Genomic DNA, 17,364 nt, shown 5'->3' on the forward strand with positions numbered 1-17,364 from the left:
TACGGGCCTATGTTTCGATCGTTGAATCTCGTCAGGACGATAGCACGAGTTTCCGGAGCCTTGGGGTCGGTTGCACGGTCAGGTCAACGCAAAAACCGAGCCTGTTGCCGACTTGTCTCTTTTCAGGGCGGGCACGAGACGGTTGACGATCGTTTCGGCCTCCCCGGCAAACAGGTAGGGCGGATTGATCACGGCAAGGCCGGTGCCCACGAAACGCTCTTCCTCTTGTGCCTCGCTTTCGAACCGGGCTTCCACGGCCAGCGCCTCGTCCGGCGCGAGCGCGCGGATGCCGCTCAGAAGCCGTTCGGCCAGGGCTTTCTTCTTGATCGGATACCAGACCGCATAGATCCCGCCGCGCCAGCGGCCGAGCGCCTTGTCGAGACCTGCGAGAATATCGTCCACCTCGCTGGTCTTCTCGAAGGGCGGATCGATCAGAACGAGCCCGCGCTTTTCCTTCGGCGGCAGATGGGCGCCGAGCGCCAGCCATCCGTCGAGAAGCATCGCCTTCGTCTGGATATCGCCGGCGAAGAGGTGGCGCAGCGCTTCGCCGTCCTTCGGGTGCAGTTCGTAGGCCGACAGCCGATCGATCGCGCGCAGGCAGCGGCGCGCGATCAGTGGCGACCCGGGATAGAAGCCCTCGGCGAGATCGGCCTCGATCGCCGCGAAATAATCCGCGAAGAGGGGCTCGCCGCGAAGGTCAGGATCGGCGGCGAGCCTGAGGATGCCGGCGTGCGCCTCGCCGGTGCGCAGCGCTTCGTCGGCCTTGAGATCGTAGCGGCCGCGCCCGGCATGGGTGTCGTAGACCCGGAAGGCTTTGTCCTTGCGCTTCAGATAGGCGATCAGACGCACGAGCAGTGCATGCTTGACCACGTCCGCGAAGTTTCCTGCGTGATAGGCGTGGCGATAGTTCAAAGGTGTCTCGTCGAGGGTTCCGGGGTCGCATCGCGCAAAAGTTCCGTTTTCGGACATTTGGGCGACGCTGCGTTCAAGACACTACACGAAGCGCGCCATCAACCCACATTCGGGATCAAACGCAGCCGAAGGGCTGCCTCGAACAGATGGAAACTCGTCAATGACAGCAGAAAAACTCTTCGAACCGTTCGATCTCGGACCCAACCGCTTGCAGAACCGCGTCGTCATGGCGCCTTTGACGCGCTCGCGCGCTGACGGGAACGACACGCCCAAGGACATGCACGTCACCTATTACGGGCAGCGCGCATCCGCCGGGCTGATCATCGCCGAAGCGACGCAGATCTCGAACGAGGGCAAGGGCTATGCGTGGACGCCCGGGATCTACAGCGACGAACAGGTCGCGGCATGGAAGAAGGTGACCGACAATGTCCACGCCGAGGGCGGCAAGATTTTCCTCCAGCTCTGGCATGTCGGCCGCATCTCCCATCCCGATCTTCAGGATGGCGGCAGGCTTCCCGTCTCGGCCTCGGCGGTGAAGCCTGAGGGCGAAGCCTTCACCGAGAACGGTTTCAAGGAGATTCCGACGCCGCGCGCGCTCGAAACCGATGAATTGCCCCGCGTCGTCGAGGATTTCGTGAAGGCATCGGAAAACGCCAAGAAGGCGGGCTTCGACGGTGTCGAGGTTCATTCGGCGAACGGCTACCTTCTCGACCAGTTCCTGCAGGACGGCACGAACAGGCGCGAGGATGCGTATGGCGGCTCGATCGAGAACCGCATGCGCTTTCCGCTCGAAGTCATCGATGCGGTGGTGAAGGTCTGGGGCGCGGACAGGGTGGGCGTGCGCATCTCGCCGGGCTCGGGCGCGAACGACATCTCCGAGAGCAATCCGGAAGAGCTGTTCACGACCTATGTCAAGGCGCTGAACGAGCGCGGGCTCGCCTATCTCCACGTGATCGAGGGCCTGATCTGGCAGGACCGGGAAAAAGGCACGTTCGACATGGACGGTCTGCGCGCCCTGTTCGACGGCGCCTACATGGGCAACAACGAATATACGCGCGAGGTCGCGATCGAACGCGTGAATAGCGGCAAGATCGATCTTGCCTGCTTCGGTCGGCCCTATATCGCCAATCCGGATCTCGTCGAGCGCCTCGCACTCGACGCACCGATGAACGAGCCGGACAAGGACACGTTCTACGGCGGCGACGAAAAGGGCTATACCGACTATCCGTTCCTGACAGACGAGGAGCGCCGGACGGCAAAGGCCGCCTGATCCGGCAGGTTGCCGGGTCTCTTGGCGGCGCCGGCCGGCTGAGGGTTCGACCGGACCGGTCCGCCCTCGGCAGAGCGTTCGTGGAGGATGGTCCGCCGGATCATCACGGAATGTTAAGATATCGTGCCGCACATGAAAGGCTCGTCGGAATGGTCCGGCGGGCCTGCTTTCGTTATGCCCATCGCAGATGCGGCATCTCAAGGTCGAGGTGCGGTTCGATTGCTAGCGTCGGCCCCGAACCCGTTGCTTGCGGGGTATTGCACGGCTTTGCGGAGCACACCATGATGTCGACACTCCAGACCTTCCAGATGTACACCCGGAATACGGCTCGTATCATGGAGCGGATCGAGGCCGATCCGATCAACAAGCGCAGCGTCGAATATTATCGCGAGAACATTGCGAAGGTCAAAACGGTCGACGACTTCATGTCCGACTATCGGCTGTACTCGCACGCGCTCACCGCCTTCGGTCTCTCCGAACAGATCGGATCCCCCGGCCTGATCAGGAAAGTGCTCGAAAGTGACATGAGCCAGCCGCTGAGCCTCGTGAACAAGATGGGCGACGATCGCTATCGGGAGCTGCACAAGGCCTTCAACTTCGGCCGGAAGGGCGAAACGGCTACGATCGCCGCCCAATCGGCGTCGCAGAACGATCGAACGGTCGAGGCGTACAGCGTTCATCGAATTTCCGCGGCGAACGCGGCCAAGGGACAGCTCGACCAGTATCGGAAGGCGATCGGCGATATTGCCGACGTCGATCAGTTTCTGGATTCCAAATCCGTTTACGAGACGGCCCTGACCGCTGCCGGCCTGGACCCGAAAATCGCTTCGAAGGATTTCATTCGTGATGTCTTCACGACGGACATTGCCGATGAGGTCGCCGAGGGCGGCGACAAGCGATTCCTCAAACTGAAGGCGATGTTCAACTTTCAAGCCGATGGAACCGCAGCGGCAACTGGCGTTCAGTCCGCGATCGAGACGAACGAGACGCTCCGCATGTTCTACGAACAGAAGGATCTCGTCGCCAGCGCCTCTTCGGCGACGAACGATATTGATTACTGGAAGCTGCGGATTCCCGAGATCAAGACCGCGGACCAATTCACCCAAGACCCGCGTCTGATGGAAGTCGCGCTGTACTCGGTCGGGATCGATGCGAGCATTCAGTCGACCGCCTTCGTCTGGCAGGTTCTGACGAGCGATGTCAACGATTCCGGCAGTGTCCTCAACCAGATGTCGGAGAAGAGCGATGCCGACAAGGCCTTGAAGGAAAAGTACCGCGAATTCCACGCCTTGTTCCAGTTCGAAACCGACGGAACCTTGAAAGCCGGCGCGACCGGCCCTGTCGCTGCGGACGACGAAGGCAGACTGTTCAGCACCTATCTGGATCGCAATGCGGACCGCACCGCATCCTCGGACAGGGTGGCGAAAGCGCTCTACAATGTCAGCATCTCGAACATCAAGACGGTCTCCCAGTTCGCTTTGATTCCGCATGTCTACGAATATGCGTTGAAGGCGTTCGGAATCGATCCAGCGACGACCTCGCGGACCGAGATCCTCAACGTCCTGCGCAGCGATCCGGGCGATCCGAAGTCCTACGCCCGCAAAAGCGGCAACGAAGGGTTCGTCGCCCTGGCGGCGGCTTTCAATTTCGACGAAAACGGGAAGATCGCCGCAAGGCGCGTCGCCCAGTCCGATCCGGCGTTCGCCGACACGATCGAGCGTTATTCCAAGAACTATCGCGAGAAGCCAACCGAAAACGACAAGCTGCAGATCAAGAAGATCACCAGCGAATACCGGGACGCCATCGCCGAGATCGTCACCATTTCCGATCTGGTGTCCAACGAGGCCATCGTGGACTACATCACGACCGCCTTCGACCTCGGCGACTTCAAGCTCGATGCCAAGACGCTGTCCGGCATCCTGACGAGCGATTTCGACGATCCGGAAAGCGTCATGGCCAAGTTCGACGACCAGCGGATCTTCGACCTGCGCGCCGCGTTCCAGTTCACCAATGTCGGCGGTCTTGCACGAGCCGAACCGAATGCCCAGTCCAAGGCGGACCGCATCCGCGTCGACAATCTGTTCCTGCGCCAGAAGTACGAAGAACAGGCCGGTCTGGAAAGCGACGGTGCCCGGCTGGCGCTCTATTTCAAGCGCAGCGCGGCCGATATCCGGAACGCCTTCGATATCCTGGCCGATCCGGCGCTTCTCAAGGTCGTTCAGATTGCGACCGGAATTCCCTCCGAATCGGGACAGTCCACGATCGAGGCGCAGAGCCGGACGATCGAGAAGCGTCTCGACTTCGAAAGCCTCAAGGACCCCGACGAACTTTCGCGCTTCATCAATCGCTTCGTCGCCCTTTACGATATCGAGAACGGGGGCGGGGCCGGAAGCATTAACCCGGCCACGATCCTGTTGGGCGGCGGCGGCGGATCGCTCGGCATGTTCTGACAGGATGCACGCGGTCGACCGGCGCCATGATCGGGGGGCGAGCCCGATTCCCGTTGGCTTTGGCGGTTCGCACGGGGTAACCTTGGCCGCATGAACATGCCGCTTCCCGCTTCCGTCGGTCATTCCGCCTGCCCGCACGACTGTCCGTCAACCTGCGCGCTCGACGTCGAGATCGGCGCCGACGGCAGGGTGGGGCGGGTGCGCGGAGCGGCCGGCAACGACTACACCGCCGGGGTGATCTGCGCCAAGGTCGCCCGTTACGCCGAGCGGATCCACCATCCGGATCGTCTCCTGAAACCGCTGCGGCGGGTGGGCGAAAAGGGCGCCGGCGCGTTTTGCGAGATCGCCTGGGACGATGCGCTCGACCTTATCGCCGAGCGGTTCGTTTCGGCCGAGCAACGGTTCGGATCCGAGACCGTCTGGCCCTACTTCTACGCCGGCACGATGGGCCTGGTTCAGCGCGACGGCATTAAGCGGCTGACCCATGCCAAGCGCTATTCCAATCAGTTCTCCACGATCTGCACCAACATGGCCTGGACCGGGTGGATGATGGGCGCGGGCGCCCTGCGTGGCTCGAACCCGCGCGAAATGGCGCAATCGGATTGCGTGGTGATCTGGGGCACGAATGCGGTGGCCACGCAGGTCAATGTGATGACCCATGCGATGAAGGCGCGAAAGAGCCGGGGCGCGAAGATCGTCGTCGTCGACATCTACGACAATGCGACCATGGCGCAGGCCGATCTGGCGCTGAAGCTGAAGCCGGGCACCGACGGCGCGCTCGCAGCCGCCCTCATGCACATCGCGTTTCGGGACGGCAGCGCGGACCGCGCCTATCTGGCGCGTTACACCGACGATCCCGCCGGGCTCGAAACCCATCTTTCCACGCGCGGGCCGCGATGGGCCTCGGCGATCACCGGGCTTGCCGTCGACGAGATCGAGGCGTTCGCGGCGCTGATCGGCCGGACGGACCGGACGTTCTTCCGGCTGGGCTACGGTTTCACCCGCCAGCGCAACGGCGCGGCGGCGATGCATGCCGCGCTCTGCGTGCCGGCGGTCTACGGCCACTGGCAGTATGAAGGCGGCGGCGCGTTTCATTCCAACAGCGGAATCTTCGGCATCGACGGATCGACCATCCAGGGGGCGGCGGACGCCGATCCCACCGTGCGCCATCTCGACCAGAGCCGCATCGGCGCGGTGCTGACGGGGGAGGCGGCCGCGCTCATGGGCGGCCCGCCGGTGACGGCGATGCTCGTCCAGAACACCAATCCGGCCAATGTCTGCCCGGATCAGCGCAAGGTGATCGAGGGTCTTTCGCGCGACGATCTCTTCCTGTGCGTCCACGAGCATTTCATGACCGATACGGCAAAGCTTGCCGATCTCGTCCTGCCGGCAACGATGTTCGCCGAGCATGACGACATCTATCGCGGCGGCGGCCAGAGCCATATCGTGCTCGGGCCCAAGCTCACCGAACCGCCATCCGGCGTGCGCACGAATCATTTCGTCGTCGAGGCGCTCGCCAAGCGCCTCGGCGTCTCCGACCGGCCGGGATTCGGCCTTTCGGAACGCCAGCTGATCGACGATCTGCTGCACCGCTCGGGGCTGGAACGCGATTTCGGCGATCTGGCGCAGGAGCGATGGATCGACAAGGCGGTCTCCTTCGAAGAGGCGCATTTTCTCAACGGGTTCGGCCACCCGGACGGCAAGTTCCGGTTCAGGCCCGACTGGCGCGGCACGCCGGCGCCCAATCGCCCCCCCGCGTCGGTGGGCCTGCTTGGCCCCGTCGAGGCGTTGCCGACCTTTCCCGATCACATGGACGTTCCGGAGGCTCAAGACACAGACCATCCCTACAAGCTGGCGACATCGCCGGCCCGCCAGTTCCTCAACTCGTCCTTTTCCGAAACGAAAGGTGCGCGCTCGCGCGAAGGCCGGCCGACCCTGATGATTCACCCGGACGATGCCGGCCGGGAAGGCCTCGGCGACGGGATGCTCGTCGAAATCGGAAACCGGCGCGGCTCGGTGCGCCTTCCGGTGGCGATCACCCGAGCCGTCCGGCCCGGCGTCCTCGTCCATGAGGGGCTCTGGCCCAATTCGGATTTTCTGGACGGCGAGGGGATCAATGTCCTGACCTCGGCCGACCCCGTCGCGCCCCATGGCGGCGCCGCCTTTCACGACACGTCCGTCTGGCTGCGGATCTCCGGGGAGGAGCATCGAACCCAAGCCGGGCTTCTCGAGCGCCGGTACGAAGGACCGGTGCGGACGGAACGCTGAGCGCCGTCGCAAGTCCGTTCCAGACCGTCGACGTCCCCGAGCCCGAAGATCGGCGCATCGCGATCCTTCGTTCGCCCGTTCCTGCGAACTCGTCCTGCCCGGGCGCTTGTCCGGCGCCCGGACCGACGCCCCCCGCCTACGTGCCGGAGCGTCATCCTGCCGGCGCTTCGGACGGGGCGCGACGAAGGTCCGTTCGGTCGCGGTCGGATCGCCCGCGGGACGCAATGTCCCGCGCCGATCCCGCGCACGGCTGGCCGAAAGGCGCGCGATCGCTGTCTTGCCGAACCGGCAACTGTCTGGATCAACGAGACATTCCGTAGCGCGACCGGTTGGACGGTGGCCCGGGCAGGGATGCGGAGATTTGTCTGTATTTACCATCGCAAGTAAATCCCCGCCCGGTTAACCCCTCGACTGCACGTTTGGATGTATAGGATCGACCCATGCCGGGTGTTTGGGCCCGTTGCGGGCCGGGTCGTCCCGGCACCAACAGATGGGGAATGACCATGTCGATTGCGGGTTTCTTTTCCGCGGCGCCGATCGCCGCCTCGATCATTCCGGCGGGTGTCGCCGCGGCCTTTGCGGGGGCCTGGCAGATCGCGAATGCCGGCCTTGCCGCCGGCTCGGTGTGCGGCGATCCCGTCACGCTCGAGCTTCTGCTCGCTCACGTCAGCGCAGGCGGGCACTGTCCCGGATGCCCGACGCTGCTGGCCGGCCTGTTCGTGGCATCCCTCGGATGTCTCCTGCACCCGCTATCACAGCCCGCAAAGCCGGCGGTTCTCCCGATCGCCGCCTGACAGTCCGCCGCCACCCAATCTCGCCAAAAGCCCCGAACGGGGTCCCATGGCCGCGTCTTGCCGGCCCCCAGCGAAAGGTCTGAAGCATGGCCGACATCATCTCGTCCACCATCGACAAGGAACAGATCACGGGAGCGTTCGCGCTCGCGGTCGATGCGCGTTTCGACGATCTGGGCGCCGGAAACGGGCAGAAGATCTTCGATTTCAACAACGGGACCAATATCGACACCATCGCCTTCGGCCAGGTCGGCGGTTCGAGCGATGTCGAGTTCGTCATCGTCCGCAGCGGCGTCGAACATCGCCTCGTCGCCAAGGGCGCGATCGTCGAGGGTGAACTCGCCACCTGGCGCGTCGGCATCGATCCGAACGGCATCATGCGGATCGCCAAGAACCAGGAGCTGCTGGTCGAGAGTGCCAAGGGCGATGCCGTCCTGCCGGCGGACGTGGTGCGCACGAACCAGCTGATCGGCACGTCGAGCGACCCGGCCGATGCCGATCTCGCCGGTCTCGTGCTCAATCTGAAGATCGCCAATTACGGCAATGTCGACGAACTCGATCCGGCCTATCAGGGCAGCCCCTGCGCGACGACCGGCGAGGTGCGCTGCTTCTGCGATACGCTGGCGCCCCAGGGAGAGGTGATCGCGGGCGAGAACTCCGCGACGCGGATCTCCACGACGGACGCCGAGGGCGACGGCGAATGGAGCCAGGTCCAGTCGCTCGGCCTCATCCCCCTTCATGCCATGGTGCTGCCCGACGGCAAGGTGCTGAGCTTCGGCACCAACGAGGACGGCACCCAGACCGGCCAGTTCATCTACAGCCTCTACGACCCGATCACCGGCATCGACAAGATCCTGCCCAACACCACCGGCGTCGACCTCTTCTGCTCCAACATGTCGCTCGACCCGACCACCGGGAACGTCATTATCCTGGGCGGCGATTCCCGCGGCAGAGGCGGTCCGGTCAATGGCGGCGTCAACGATGTCGTGATCTTCGACTACACCACGCAGACCATCCGCAATGCCGAAAGCGGCGACATGCAATATGATCGCTGGTACGGCACCTCCGTCACTCTCCAGAACGGCGAGATCTTCATCATCGGCGGCTCGGGCGGCGGCGACGACATTCCGGAGGTCTACAATGCCGAGACCGGCATGCGGACCCTGAACAATGCACGCATCGGCGTGGACTACTGGTATCCCAAGAGCTTCGTGCGCAGCGACGGCAAGGTCATCGTGATGTCGAAGGAAGGTGGCGTCTTCGCCATCGAGACCGACGGACAGGGATCGAGCCAGCGGGTCGGCACGGTCGAGTTCAACATGGGCATCAACACTCCGGCCATCATGTATCGCGAAGACAAGATCGTCATCCTGAAGGAGGATGGCGATCTCTACACCATGGATCTCAACGCCTCCTGGCTGGGTTTCACGAAGGTCGCCGATCTCGACGGCACGCGGCACGATGGCGGCATGGTGATCCTGCCGGACGGGCGCGTCCTGATCGCCGGCGGGGCACGGGTCGACAATCAGCTGAACGCCGCCGACTATTCGGTCGACATCTGGAATCCCGACACCAACGAGGTTGTCGAGGTGGGTGGGCTGCAGACCGCGCGCCTCTACCATTCCAGCTTCCAGATGATGCCGAACGGCACGGTCTGGGTGGGCGGAGGCGGCGCGCCGGGCCCGCTCACCAACACCAATGTGGAATTCTACGCGCCGAGCTATTTCTACGATGAGAGCGGCAAGCTTGCGGACAGGCCCGAAATCACCGATGCGCCGCTCAACATCGACTCCGCCTCGAATTTCCGCATCACGGTGGATGATACGAGCGACATCGCCCGTCTCACCGCACAACGCAACGGTGCCTTCACCCATTCGGTCAATTCCGACGCACGCTTTCTGGAACTCGATTTCACCGTCATCGACGCCACGACGATCGAGGTGACCGCGCCGGGCTCCAGCATGCTCAATGGGTCCTGGATGCTCTTCGCGCTCGACAAGGCCGGTGTGCCGTCCATGGGCGCCATGCTCGGCGTCGACATGGCGCCGGTGGTCAGGACCGCTCCGATCCTCGGCAAGGATGCGCAGCGCGACGTCTACGGCATCGACGACGATCCGATCGACGGTCCCTTCGATCTGACCGTCGAGGCGCGGTTCGACGACGTGGCGGGCGGCAGTTGGCAGCGGGTCTTCGATTTCGCCAAAGGCGCGGCCAGCGACAATGTCTACCTGTCGCAGGTCGCGAACACGACGGATATCGAGTTCGCCGTCTTCGTCGGCGCGACCCCCCACAAGCTCGTCGCGCGCAACGTGATCGAGGAAGGGGTCGTCGCCAAATGGTCGGTCTCGGTCAGCGACACCGGCTTCATGCGTCTGTGGAAGGACGACGCGCTCGTCGCCGAAGGGCAGGGCGCCGTACCGCGCGACGTCGATCGCGGCGCCAACCTCGCGGGCGAATCCAACTGGCCGGGCACCACGCCGCTGAAGGGCATGGTCCGCTTCCTCGAGATCGTGAACGAGGGCGACCAGCCCGAATATGTCCATCTCGGCCTGCCGAAACTCTCGCTGACGCCCGCGCAGCACGTGCTGGTGAGCGAGGATGGCGAGGCCGGACAGATGGTCTTCCGCGTCGAACTCGATCAGGCCGCGCCGAGCGTCGTCACCGCCAGGATTACCATTTCCGGCGATGCCACCGGCCCCACGCAAATCGTCATCCCGGCTGGCCAGCGCAGCGCCGAGATCGTGCTGACCGTCGGCGGCGACGCTGCCCGCGGCCCGATGGAGAAGATCTCCGTCGCCCTGAGCGACCTCACCCAGGCGCGTGCCGCCGGCCCGCTCGAAGCGAGCGCCTTCGTCTTCGACGAAACGGACGCCGCCGCGCAGCCCCTCAAGGTCGACTTCTTCAACGCGCCGGGCCAGGCGAAGAGCCTTGCGGACATCGATTTCGAGGGCGTCCCGATCCATTCGGCGAGCGTGACGTCGATCGACCGGCTCGTCGGAACCAAGGCGTTCTACGAGGGCGGTCCGACGGACCTTTTCGCGGCGCGCTACACCGGGCAGTTCGTCGTCGAGACGGCGGGCACCCACACCTTCCACCTGTCCAGCGACGACGGATCGTGCCTGTTCATCGACGGCAAGCTCGTCATCGACAATGACGGCCTGAAGCCGCTGACGACGCGGAGCGCGACGATCGATCTCTCCGCCAGCACGCACACGATCGAGGTGCGCTATTTCGAACTGCGCGAAAGCGCCGGGCTGAAGCTCGACTGGAACGGTCCGGGGTTCGGCCGCTCGACCACGAGCTTCGGCGCCGATGCGGCGGCCCCGGCCTTTCATCGCCTGGGAACCTCCATCTATATCGAGGGCACGCCCGGCCTGACCCGCGAGCAGGCCGAAGCCGAGGCGAAGGCGATGGGCGGAAAGCTCGTCGAGGTCGGCAGCGCCGAGGAGAACGCCTTCCTGCGGGAACGCTTCGGCGGCGCGAACGAGATCTGGCTCGGCATCGACGATGTCAGGACCGAAGGCAGCTGGCGCAACCAGGACGGCACGGACGCGACCTATCTGAATTTCGCGCCAGGCGAGCCGAACAATTACGGCAACGAGGACTTCGTCGCGATGCGCTCCGACGGTCTCTGGAACGATCTCGACGGCACGGCGGGCGGACGGATACGGACGATCATCGAGCTGACAGCGCCGGAGAAGCCGCCTGTCGTGGCGAACCGCGACCCGATCGTCGATACCGGCATCTCGGTGCTCGCCGGCAGCGTCGCGGAGCTTGCGGACAGGGCCGACGGCGAGACCACCGCACAGTTGACCGCGACCGGCACGATCGCCGTGAGCGATGCTGACAAGGACGCGCTGACGGCCGACGTTCGAGCGCTGGGCGAGACATATCTCGGCGCCATCCGGCTCGACCCCGTGCAGGACGGCTCGCTCCGGTGGACGTTCACCGTCGCCGATGGCGAACTCGACGCGCTCGGCGCCGGCGAGAGCCTCGTGCAGCGCTATGCGGTCACCGTTTCGGACGGGCGCGGCGGCCAGACGGTGGAGACGGTGACGGTCACGCTCGTCGGCGCCGAGGACCGCGACGGCGAGGTTTTCCGCGGCTCGCCGGGCGATGACGGTCTGGTCGGCACCGATGGCGACGACCGGTTCGAACGCAGCACCGGCCGCGACGTCATCGATGGCGGCAAGGGCAGCGACACGGTCGAGCTCGATGGTCGCCTCGAAGACTATAGGGTCGAAATCCTGGCGGATGGGGCGGTCCGCCTGACGGACGCCACGGCCGCCCTGCCGACCGTCAAGACGCTGCGGAACATCGAATCCGTCGTCTTCCCGCAGGACCGTCGCACCTATGCGATCGAGGAGGTCAAGGCGCTGGCGAAGGACGACGGGCCGGCCGTCGGCACCGCGCCGGTCGCCGAGGACGATTCGCTCTGGTTCTCGCTGAGCGCGGGCGAAGCCGTCACCGGCGAGACCGGCTTCATGCTCTACAACGACAGCGATCCCGACGGCGATCCGCTCCAGGTGATCTCCGTCGACGCCTACAGCGCGCGCGGAGCGGCGGTCAGGCTGCGCGACAGCGATGGCGACGGCGTGTTCGACGCCATCGACTACGATCCGACGGTATCCCTCGAGCTGGCCGCACTCGGACGGGGCGTGCAGATCGGCGACACGGTCGGATACACGATCTCCGACGGCAAGGGCGGGACCGACACGGCGACCGTTCATCTGACCGTCGACGGGATCGCCGAACCCGGCAAGGAGGGCGATCCGGTGGTCAACGGCGTGCCGACCGCCGGGGACGACACCCTGTGGTTCTCCCTCAGCGCGGGCGAGGCCGTCACCGGCGAAACCGCCTTCATGCTCTCAAACGACGCCGATCCCGACGGCGACCGTCTCCAGGTGACCTCGATCGACGCGTTCAGCGCGCGTGGGGCGGCGGTGAGACTGCGCGACAGCGATGGCGACGGCGTGTTCGACGCGGTCGATTACGATCCGACGGTGTCCGTCGAACTGTCGGCGCTCGGGCAGGGCCTGCAGATCGACGACACGGTCGGATACACGATCTCCGACGGGAAGGGCGGGACCGACACGGCGACCGTCCATCTGACGATCGACGGCGCACGGGGGCCGATCGATCCCTCGGCGGGCAGTCTCGACCAGATCGCCTTCGCCCAGTCGGATTTCTCCGATGCGGCCCTTGCCGTTCCGATGGTCGAGGATGACGGGCTTGGCCTCGACGCCGCCATTCCGCCGGATCAGGCGGCCGCCTGATCCGGCCCGCGCCCCGCCTTCGGCGCGGGCGCACCGCCCGCAAGGCCGCGATCGCGCCGGAATGGCTCTCGGACCCGCCGATCGCAGAGCGTGTCGAATGCCCGGATGAGGGAAGGATTCGGGCTTCGTTAACCGTCCTCCTGTAACCCGAAAGGCAGGATGGAGACCGCGATGCCCGCAATCCTGAGTTTGATAGGCGCCATGCCGAGGCCCCACAGGCGGGCGCTGATCCTGTTCACGCTTCTTGCCAATGTGGCCGTGCTCGGGCCATCCCTGCACATGCTGCAGATCTACGATCGCGTGCTGGCGTCCGGCAGCGTGGCGACGCTCGTCGGCGTGACCGTCGCGGTGCTGATCGTCCTGTCTGTCTACGGGCTCTGCGAGTTCGTCCGCAGTCGCATCGCTTCTCGTCTGGCCGCCGACTACACGATGCGGCGCAGCGCCATCCTGTTTGCCGAACTCGCCCAGGCGAAAGCCGGCGCCACGACGCGGGCCTCCGCGATGCGCGACTTCTCGGCGGTGCGCCAGTTCATCGGCTCGAAGCTGTTCACCGCCTGCTTCGACCTGCCCTTCGTGCCCTTCTACCTGGCGCTCCTGGCTCTCGTTCACTGGTCGATCGGCGTCCTCGGCGCCCTCGGGATCGCCGCGATCCTCTTCCTCGCCTGGCTGAATTCGGTCGCGACGCGGAAAAGCCGCGAGGAGGCGCAGAAGGCCGATGCCGATACCATGGGCTTTGCCCAATCGGTGTTCCAGCGTGCCGAGGATGTGCGCGCGATGGGGCTCCTGCACACCCTGATGGACACCTGGACCTCGAAGATCGCCGCGGCTCTGAACGCGGCGGAAACGGCCAGCGAGGTCAGCGCGCCCTATGCCGCCGCCAGCCGCACGCTGCGCCTGACCATCCAGGTTCTCGTCATGGCGCTCGGCGGCTGGCTGGTCCTGGAGGGGGCGATGAGCGCCGGCCTGATCTTTCTCGCTTCCATGGTTTCGGGACGCCTGCTGGCCCCGATCGACGCCCTGATCGGCGGCTGGGACCAGATGATCCGCGCGAATGCCGCCTACAAATCCATCGAGGCGACGATCGCGAGGCGCGAGCCGCCCCGCACCCTGCCGGATCTCGGCGAGCCGACGGGCGTGCTTCATCTCTCGCAGATCCGCGTCGATCACCGCTCGAGCGGACGCCATCCGGTCCTTCGGGACGTCAGTCTCGAACTTGCACCCGGCATGCTCCTCGTGCTGATCGGCCCGTCCGGCGAGGGCAAGAGCCTGCTTGCCCGGATCATAGCCGGCGCGAGCGAGGCCGATGCCGGGCGCGTGACGATGGACGGCATTCCCACGATGCGCTATCCGCGCCACCAATGGGCGTCGATCTCCGGCTACCAGCCACAGATGCCGAACCTCTTCCAGGGAACGATCGCCAGCAATATCGCGCGCTTCCGCAGGGACGTCGATATGCCCGCGATCTACCAGGCCGCCAGCCGCGCCGGGGCGCATCAGGCGATCCTGTCCCTCGCCAACGGCTATCAGGAGATCGTCGGGCGACCCGAATGCGAGATCCCGGCGGGCCTGGTGCAAAGGATCGCGCTCGCCCGGGCCCTGATCGGCCGGCCGCGTCTCGTCGTTCTCGACGAACCGCTCAACCATCTCGACACGGCTCTGCAGGCGCGTCTCATGGAGACGATCGAGTCCATGCGGGCAGAGGGAACCTCGTTCGTCGTCGTCTGCCAGAAGCATGCGATGGTCCGCCGCGCCAGTCAGGTGCTGATGGTCCGCGACGGAACGGTCCAAACGGTGCAGGTCGAACGGCCAAAGGCTGATGCCGGGCGTCAAGGCCCGGCGGTCGTCGCCCGTCCGGCGGGCGGGGCTGCCGCGCCAGGTTCCGCATTCCGGCCCGCGGCGAGCACGGCACAGGCGTTCGAGGCACAGGCTGTCGAGGTGCAGCATCGGTCGGCCGCCCTCGCCCTCGACCGTGCGGTGGGGCAGGACTGATGGCCCCGCATGCTCTCATCCATTTGAGATCGTTGTTCCGGCGAAGGGGCGGTGCGAACGCCGGGGAACCGCCGAAGCCGGATCAGGGCGACGTCATGACGATCGCGCCGGGCGGCGATCCCGGCGTCGAGACCGGCCTTTCCGACATTCTCGGCGGCGTTTCCGTCATCATCCTCCTGTGCGCCGGGCTCTTCGCCGTCTGGGGCGCGGCCTTTCCCCTGTCCTCGGCCATCATCGCCTCGGGCTCTCTCGTCTCCAGCGGGTCGAACCAGCTCGTGCAGCATCCATCGGGGGGAACCGTCGTCGCGATCCTCGCCAGGGACGGCGACCGCGTGGCGGAGGGCGAGGTCATCGCCCGTCTCGATCCGGCGCCGATAAAGGCCGAACTGACCCGGCTGAAGGCACGCCGCGCGACCCTTGCCGCAATGAAGGATCGTCTCGAGGCCGGGCGCCGGGGCCGGGATGCCGGCACGGGGCAGGTGGCCAACGCGCCGCTTCGCCTGACCGATGCGGCGACCCCGTCTCTCGACGACATGCTTCGCCTCGAGCAGCTCCGGACGCGTCTTCAGGACCGCATCAGCCTCGACGCCAGCCTCGAGGCCCTGGACCGGCAGGCGGATGCGACCAGGGCCCAGCGCGACGGGTTCGAGCGCCGGATTGCCGATCTCCAAAGCCAGATCGCCATCTATCAGGACCAGACCGACGGCGTCAGACGTCTCGTCTCGGCCGGTCACATCGCGCGCCGCGAGCTCTGGACGAGCGAAAATCAGCTCCTCGATGCCCGCTCCCGCCTGTCGGCCCTTCTGGCCGAGCGGGCGGTGGCCGGCGAACGGCTGGGGGAACTGTCGGCCGACGGCCGGCGGCTGCGCGGCGAGAACGCGCGCGACGACGCCCAGCAGCTCACCGAGATCATCGGCGAACTCGGCCAGATCGAGGACCAGATCGCCGCGGCCGAGCGCTCCTTCGAGCAGGTCAGCCTGCGTGCGCCGATGACCGGCATCCTCGTCAATTCGGCACTGTCCACCGAAGGGGGCGTCGCACGCGGCGGCGAGACGCTGGCGGAGATCGTTCCCGAGGACGGTCGCATGATCTTCCAGGCCCGCTTGCTGCCCAAGGACATCGACCATGTGCGCGTCGGCCAGCCGGCGGAGATCGAGGTGACGGCGTTCAACATGCGCCTGACGGACAGGATCGGGGGAACGGTCGTCTACGTGTCGGCCGACACCAGCGAGGACGAGCGGACCGGGGAGCAGTTCTACTTCGCGAAGCTTGCCATCGACGCGGGATCCACCGACGCCGTCCTGCGCGCCGGCATGGTCGGAACGGCTTATATCGCGGGGCCGACGCGCAGCTTCTTCGCCTATGTCCTGCAGCCGCTTCTCGACGGCTACCGCCACGCCTTCCGCGAATGGCAATGACCCGGTTCGCGTCGCCGCTTCCTGCCGGTCGACCCCGCTTCGGCCGGTTCCGCGTCCATCGCGACGTCCGCCCGGCCTCGACCTGAGCGGCGGTTACGGCCATCGGGTTCCCCCGGCGGGCCGGCCGGATCGTGCGCCTTCGGCACGCCGAAGCCGCGGGCGGAAGCCACGTCTGCGCAGAGCGCGGCGATCGCCGCCGATCCATCAGCCAACCCGGAAGCCGAGCGCGCCGCCGATGCGACCCCTGTTTCTGTCGGAACGCGTCGCGATCCGGGATGCGGCGAGGTGAACCGGGCGATTTCCGGTCTCGCATACGAAAACGCTCCCGGCGATAAAATCGTCGGGAGCGCGAAGGGTCAGCTTGGGAGGCTTTGCTTACTTGATATCGAGTGCGGCGCGCAGATCGGCCTGGGGCTCGATGGTGAGCGTGTCGCCGGTGCGCGAGATCGTGACCATGTCGGTATTTGCGCCGGAACGGCCAGGCACTTCGACGGTCATCGACTGTCCGTCGCGCAGATTGGCGCGCGTGCGGATCGAACGGTCGCTGTCGCCGGACGAGAGCGTGGCGACGACCGCGAATTCGTCCGACACTTCGGTGTAGTAGACCGAGCCGTTGACGTCGCCGACGGTCACGTGGCGGCCGTGCAGGGCGCTGACGTCTTCGGCCGAAGCGGACATCGAGAGAACGAGCGTCGCAGCGGCTGCGAGAAGAATGGTTTTCATGATCGGAAGTCCTCATGACTGAGAAGCAAGTGCAGCGTCGATCCCCAGGATGGAACCGAAAATTATTGGCCGCCTTGCTTGCCTCCACACTTACGAGGCGATGTTGCGCCGCACAATCCCCGGATCGGAATGTCTGGCTTGCCGTCAGTGCATGACTTGCCAAATCGGATGAAAAGCCATGCAGATCAGGGAGTTATAACTTCCTCACGGGCATTGCTGCACTGCCGTTCGGGTAGGGTTCGGCTACCCGGCCATGGCCCGCGCAAG

9 protein-coding genes are annotated in these 17,364 nt (G+C 65.5%); 7 read left to right on the forward strand and 2 right to left on the reverse strand.

Annotated features, from left to right (window positions below):
• Nucleotides 1-78: 78 nt before the first annotated feature.
• Nucleotides 79-912, reverse strand: a complete 834-nt coding sequence (locus tag U0C82_RS11355; RefSeq protein WP_322187226.1) for a 23S rRNA (adenine(2030)-N(6))-methyltransferase RlmJ — start codon at nucleotides 910-912, stop codon at nucleotides 79-81.
• Between the two features lie 160 nt (nucleotides 913-1,072).
• Between U0C82_RS11355 and U0C82_RS11360 the strand changes: the two genes are divergently transcribed.
• The 7 genes from U0C82_RS11360 (at nucleotide 1,073) to U0C82_RS11390 (ending at nucleotide 16,374) form a co-directional block, all read left to right on the forward strand.
• Nucleotides 1,073-2,182, forward strand: coding sequence for an alkene reductase (locus U0C82_RS11360; protein WP_322187227.1), 1,110 nt, complete (start codon nucleotides 1,073-1,075; stop codon nucleotides 2,180-2,182).
• A 281-nt stretch (nucleotides 2,183-2,463) separates the two neighbouring features.
• Nucleotides 2,464-4,632, forward strand: a complete 2,169-nt coding sequence (locus U0C82_RS11365) for a DUF1217 domain-containing protein (protein WP_322187228.1) — start codon at nucleotides 2,464-2,466, stop codon at nucleotides 4,630-4,632.
• 90 nt (nucleotides 4,633-4,722) lie between these two features.
• On the forward strand, nucleotides 4,723-6,900 hold the full coding sequence (locus U0C82_RS11370; RefSeq protein ID WP_322187229.1) for a molybdopterin oxidoreductase family protein: 2,178 nt from the start codon (nucleotides 4,723-4,725) through the stop codon (nucleotides 6,898-6,900).
• 503 nt (nucleotides 6,901-7,403) lie between these two features.
• Nucleotides 7,404-7,694: a hypothetical protein gene (locus U0C82_RS11375; protein ID WP_322187230.1), complete on the forward strand. Its 291-nt coding sequence runs from the start codon at nucleotides 7,404-7,406 to the stop codon at nucleotides 7,692-7,694.
• Between the two features lie 86 nt (nucleotides 7,695-7,780).
• Nucleotides 7,781-12,967 carry an Ig-like domain-containing protein gene (locus U0C82_RS11380; RefSeq protein ID WP_322187231.1) on the forward strand — a complete coding sequence of 1,729 codons (5,187 nt, stop codon included), beginning with the start codon at nucleotides 7,781-7,783 and terminating at the stop codon, nucleotides 12,965-12,967.
• Between the two features lie 171 nt (nucleotides 12,968-13,138).
• Nucleotides 13,139-14,956 carry a type I secretion system permease/ATPase gene (locus tag U0C82_RS11385; protein ID WP_322187232.1) on the forward strand — a complete coding sequence of 606 codons (1,818 nt, stop codon included), beginning with the start codon at nucleotides 13,139-13,141 and terminating at the stop codon, nucleotides 14,954-14,956.
• 95 nt (nucleotides 14,957-15,051) lie between these two features.
• A complete protein-coding gene (locus U0C82_RS11390; protein WP_322187233.1) occupies nucleotides 15,052-16,374 on the forward strand; it encodes an HlyD family type I secretion periplasmic adaptor subunit in 1,323 nt (440 codons plus the stop codon).
• Between the two features lie 375 nt (nucleotides 16,375-16,749).
• Here the strand turns inward: U0C82_RS11390 and U0C82_RS11395 are convergent, their stop codons facing one another.
• Nucleotides 16,750-17,097 carry a hypothetical protein gene (locus U0C82_RS11395; RefSeq protein ID WP_322187234.1) on the reverse strand — a complete coding sequence of 116 codons (348 nt, stop codon included), beginning with the start codon at nucleotides 17,095-17,097 and terminating at the stop codon, nucleotides 16,750-16,752.
• Nucleotides 17,098-17,364 lie beyond the last annotated feature (267 nt).

This window comes from Fulvimarina uroteuthidis (genome assembly GCF_034321785.1).
In the GTDB taxonomy this organism is placed as follows: Bacteria; Pseudomonadota; Alphaproteobacteria; order Rhizobiales; family Rhizobiaceae; genus Fulvimarina; species Fulvimarina uroteuthidis.